Origin of the sequence: Candidatus Caldatribacterium sp. (assembly GCA_014359405.1) — a bacterium.
In the GTDB taxonomy this organism is placed as follows: domain Bacteria; phylum Atribacterota; class Atribacteria; order Atribacterales; family Caldatribacteriaceae; genus Caldatribacterium; species Caldatribacterium oleiphilum.
In genome coordinates this window covers 1-3,571 of sequence record JACIZN010000157.1, presented here as the reverse complement: position 1 = coordinate 3,571, position 3,571 = coordinate 1, and the positions used below count along the sequence as shown (strand labels likewise).

Genomic DNA, 3,571 nt, shown 5'->3' with positions numbered 1-3,571 from the left:
ACGTACACTTTCTCTGAGGGTGCACCGGAGAGTAAGCTCGGTAACCTTGAGGAAGAGGTGTACCTTGAGGTGAAGTACAGTTTCTAACCCCGGGTGGCGAGATGGAAGAGACGAGGAAGAAGATTCTCGAGGCGGCAAAGAGGGTTTTCGCTGAAAAGAGCTTTTTTGATGCCACCCTTGAGGATGTAGCACGCCTTTCAGGGGTAAAGAAATCCACGATTTACTACTACTTTGAGAGCAAGCTCGACCTTCTCATGGAGGTTGTACGCGAAGTTCTTGAGGAACTCGCTACCGCTTTGGAGAACAATCTCTCAAGGGGAAGTACTCGGGATATCCTCTCAAGGATTGTGGATTGTTACTGTGATTTCTTTTCCCAAAAGAGCGATCTCTTTGTGGCTTTCCAGCGTGCTGCATTCGATCTTTTGTCCCATGAGGAGGCTCACAAGTGCTTTCAGGAAATTGTCCAGAGGCTTCAGGAACTCAGAAGGAAGGTGGCAGAGAGAATCGGAGAAATCACCACGAAGACGGGTAGGAGAATTCCCGGGGATGCCCTCTTTCGGGTTATCGCCTCAAGCATTGGAGGGTATTGTATGGAGGAGCTCAGAGAGGGAAGGACCATAACCGAGGAAGACAGGGAATTCCTCAAAGAGATTTTTACCTCTTTCCTGGTATAGGAGGGCAAGATTATGCGCAAAATCATCGATCTCCGCCGGGATACCATCACGTTACCCACGGAAGAAATGAAGCGATTCGCCTTTCAGGCCCCCTTAGGGGATTCGGTATACGGAGAAGATCCCATGCAGAACGAACTCGAAGCCCTGGCAGCGTCACTCCTGGGAAAGGAAGCGAGCATCTTCCTTCCCAGTGGCACGATGGGGAATCTCGTTGCTCTTCTCGTGCACACGAGTCGTGGTGACGAGGTCATTCTTGAGGAAAATGCCCACATTCGAACCTCAGAAACAGGAGGAATAGGAGCCATTGCCGGACTCATGGTGCGGACAATCCGTGGAGAGGACGGGGTGCCGGATCCCGACGACATCCGTCGGGCAATTCGCCCAAGGGACATCCACTACCCCCGCACCCGCCTGATTTGCCTTGAAAACACTCACTACCGTTACGGAGGGATTGTTCCCCCACTCTCAAAGCTCCGGGCCATTAAGGATCTCGCTGAGAAGGAAGGTCTTCGAGTGCACCTTGATGGAGCACGTCTTTTCAATGCCTCGGTTTACCTTGGGGTTCCTGCAAAAGAGATTGCTGCCTGTGCCGATACAGTTATGGTTTCTCTCTCCAAAGGTCTTGGAGCTCCGGTTGGTTCAATACTTGCCGGCTCTCGTGAGATTATCGAGGAAGCAAAGCGATACCGGAAGATGCTCGGAGGAGGAATGCGCCAAACGGGGTGGCTCTGTGCCTGCGGCATTATGGCTCTTTCTCAAGAGAACATTGCTCGCCTTGCAGAGGACCACGAGAACGCCCGTCTCTTAGCCGAGAGATTGGCCGAAATCGAGGGATTCCATGTGGACCTCTCAAAGGTTCAAACAAACTTTGTTCTCCTTCACATACAGCGCAAAGATCTCAAGGCATCCGTTTTTGCTGCGCTTCTTAAAGAAAAAGGGGTGCTTGTAACCCCGGTTTCAGAAACAGTCGTTCGATTTGTGACCTCTAAGGAGGTCACGCGGGAGGATATCCTCGCTGCAGTGGATATCATTGGGGAGGTACTCAAGCGGTGAAGGAGAAGGTTGAGAGTGTTTTGCAGGATTTCATCCACTTTCTCATCGACTCCTGTCCTCAAAAGGGGTATATACCTCTTGAAGAGTACGTTTTTCAGGAAGATGTAAAAACTTACCTCCGTGACCTTCTCAGCCTTAGGCCCGAGGATATAAGGGTTTTTCTCAGCGGGATGTCGTTTCTTGAGGTGTTGAGAAAGCTCTTTGGGGAACATCTACTCCATTTCTCTTCCCGTACTCTCCTTTGGGTTGCAGAAATTGAGAGGGAGTTCAAGATGCTTCAGGAGACACTTGAATGCAATCACCAAGCGCTCCCTGCCACTTTGCAGGAATGAGCCTTGTTTTCTTCTCCTCGAGGGGTTATAATTCTCTGTAGAACAGAGGTTCTAAAGAGGGGAGCGAGTAGGGGTTTTTAAGGAAGGGGAACTCTTTGGAATTCGTGAGGAAACAAAGCCTTTGGCTTTTCGCATGCGTCCCCGAACCCTTGATGAGGTTGTGGGGCAGCCTCACTTAACCGGTCCTGAGGGATTTCTTCGTCGAATTGTTCAGGCTCGTTTTCTTCCTTCTCTCATCTTCTGGGGTCCTCCGGGAACAGGAAAGACTTCTGTTGCCTTTATTCTTGCCGAGGCGTGTGGGTATCAAATCATTTCCCTCAGTGCTGTAGCCTCTGGGGTGAAGGAAATACGGGAAGCGGTCCAGGATGCAGAGAACACCTTAAAGTTCAAAGGCAAGAAGACGGTCTTTTTTATCGACGAAATCCATCGGTTCCACAAGGGACAGCAGAGCCTTCTTCTCCCTTATGTGGAAGAGGGCATCGTTACGCTTATTGGGTCCACAACTGAAAATCCCTCCTTTGAGATTATTCCTCCCCTCCTTTCGAGGTCGCAAGTTATCCTCTTTCGAAAAATCCCATCTGAGGACCTTATCGCGTTGCTGCAGCGAGCCCTCGAGGAGGAGAGGGGCCTCAAGGGTAAGGCACCACCTTTCGAGGAAGAAGCTCTCCAGTGGATTGCCCATCTTGCCGACGGTGATGCCCGCCAAGCCCTCAATATGCTCGAAGCCGCTGCTCTCCTTGCTCGGGAAGAAAAAAAGAAAGCCGTTGACGTTTCTTTCCTTGAAGCTACATTTCAGCGAACTTCTTATCTCTACGATAAAACAGGGGAAGAGCATTACAATCTCCTTTCGGCTTACCACAAGAGCCTGCGGGGAAGCGACCCTGATGCAGCTTTATACTGGCTTGCTCGAATGCTTGAGGCAGGAGAGGATCCTCATGCAATCCTGCGACGGCTTATCGCTTGTGCCTCAGAAGATGTAGGGAACGCTGACCCCCAGGCGTTGCTCCTTGCCCTTGCAGCAAGGGAGGCTTTCGATTTCCTCGGTGAACCTGAAGGAAGGCTTGCCCTTGCCCAGGCAACGGTGTACGTCGCATGTGCCCCAAAGAGTAACGCCTCGTATCGGGCGCTTCAAGAGGCTATTGAGGATGTGCGAAAGCATGGCTCACTTCCCGTGCCTTTGCACCTTCGGAACGCCCCAACGGATCTCCTCCGCAAAATGGGGTACGCGAAAGAGTACCGGTACGTCCATGACTTTCCGGAAGGGTTTGTAGAGCAGGACTACTTTCCTCAAGCCCTGGGAAAGCGAGTGTACTACCGCCCAACACGTCGGGGCTACGAGAAAATCCTCGCGGAGCGTCTTGCAATTCTTTGGGGAGATCGCAGCGACTTGTAATGTTCCAGAGTTTCGTTCACAAGTCCCTCCTTCTTGTTCTTAGGTGAGTTATCCCAGGGGATATGGGAGATATCCCATAACCTGGAAAGGTGCGAGGATACCCGGTCAAGAACAAGCAC

Annotated in this window: 4 protein-coding genes; all 4 read left to right on the top strand. The window is 51.4% G+C overall.

Annotated elements, in window-relative coordinates; translation table 11 throughout:
- Positions 1-101: 101 nt before the first annotated feature.
- The 4 genes from H5U36_09705 to H5U36_09690 all read left to right on the top strand — a co-directional run bounded on the left by H5U36_09705 (position 102) and on the right by H5U36_09690 (position 3,452).
- A complete protein-coding gene (locus H5U36_09705) occupies positions 102-674 on the top strand; it encodes a TetR/AcrR family transcriptional regulator (protein ID MBC7218383.1) in 573 nt (190 codons plus the stop codon).
- Between the two features lie 12 nt (positions 675-686).
- Positions 687-1,727: an aminotransferase class I/II-fold pyridoxal phosphate-dependent enzyme gene (locus tag H5U36_09700; GenBank protein MBC7218382.1), complete on the top strand. Its 1,041-nt coding sequence runs from the start codon at positions 687-689 to the stop codon at positions 1,725-1,727.
- Positions 1,724-2,059: a hypothetical protein gene (locus H5U36_09695; GenBank protein ID MBC7218381.1), complete on the top strand. Its 336-nt coding sequence runs from the start codon at positions 1,724-1,726 to the stop codon at positions 2,057-2,059. The genes H5U36_09700 and H5U36_09695 overlap by 4 nt, the downstream gene beginning before the upstream one ends.
- 133 nt (positions 2,060-2,192) lie before the next feature.
- Positions 2,193-3,452 (top strand): replication-associated recombination protein A, encoded by a 1,260-nt coding sequence (locus H5U36_09690; GenBank protein ID MBC7218380.1) that lies wholly within the window; start codon positions 2,193-2,195, stop codon positions 3,450-3,452.
- Positions 3,453-3,571 lie beyond the last annotated feature (119 nt).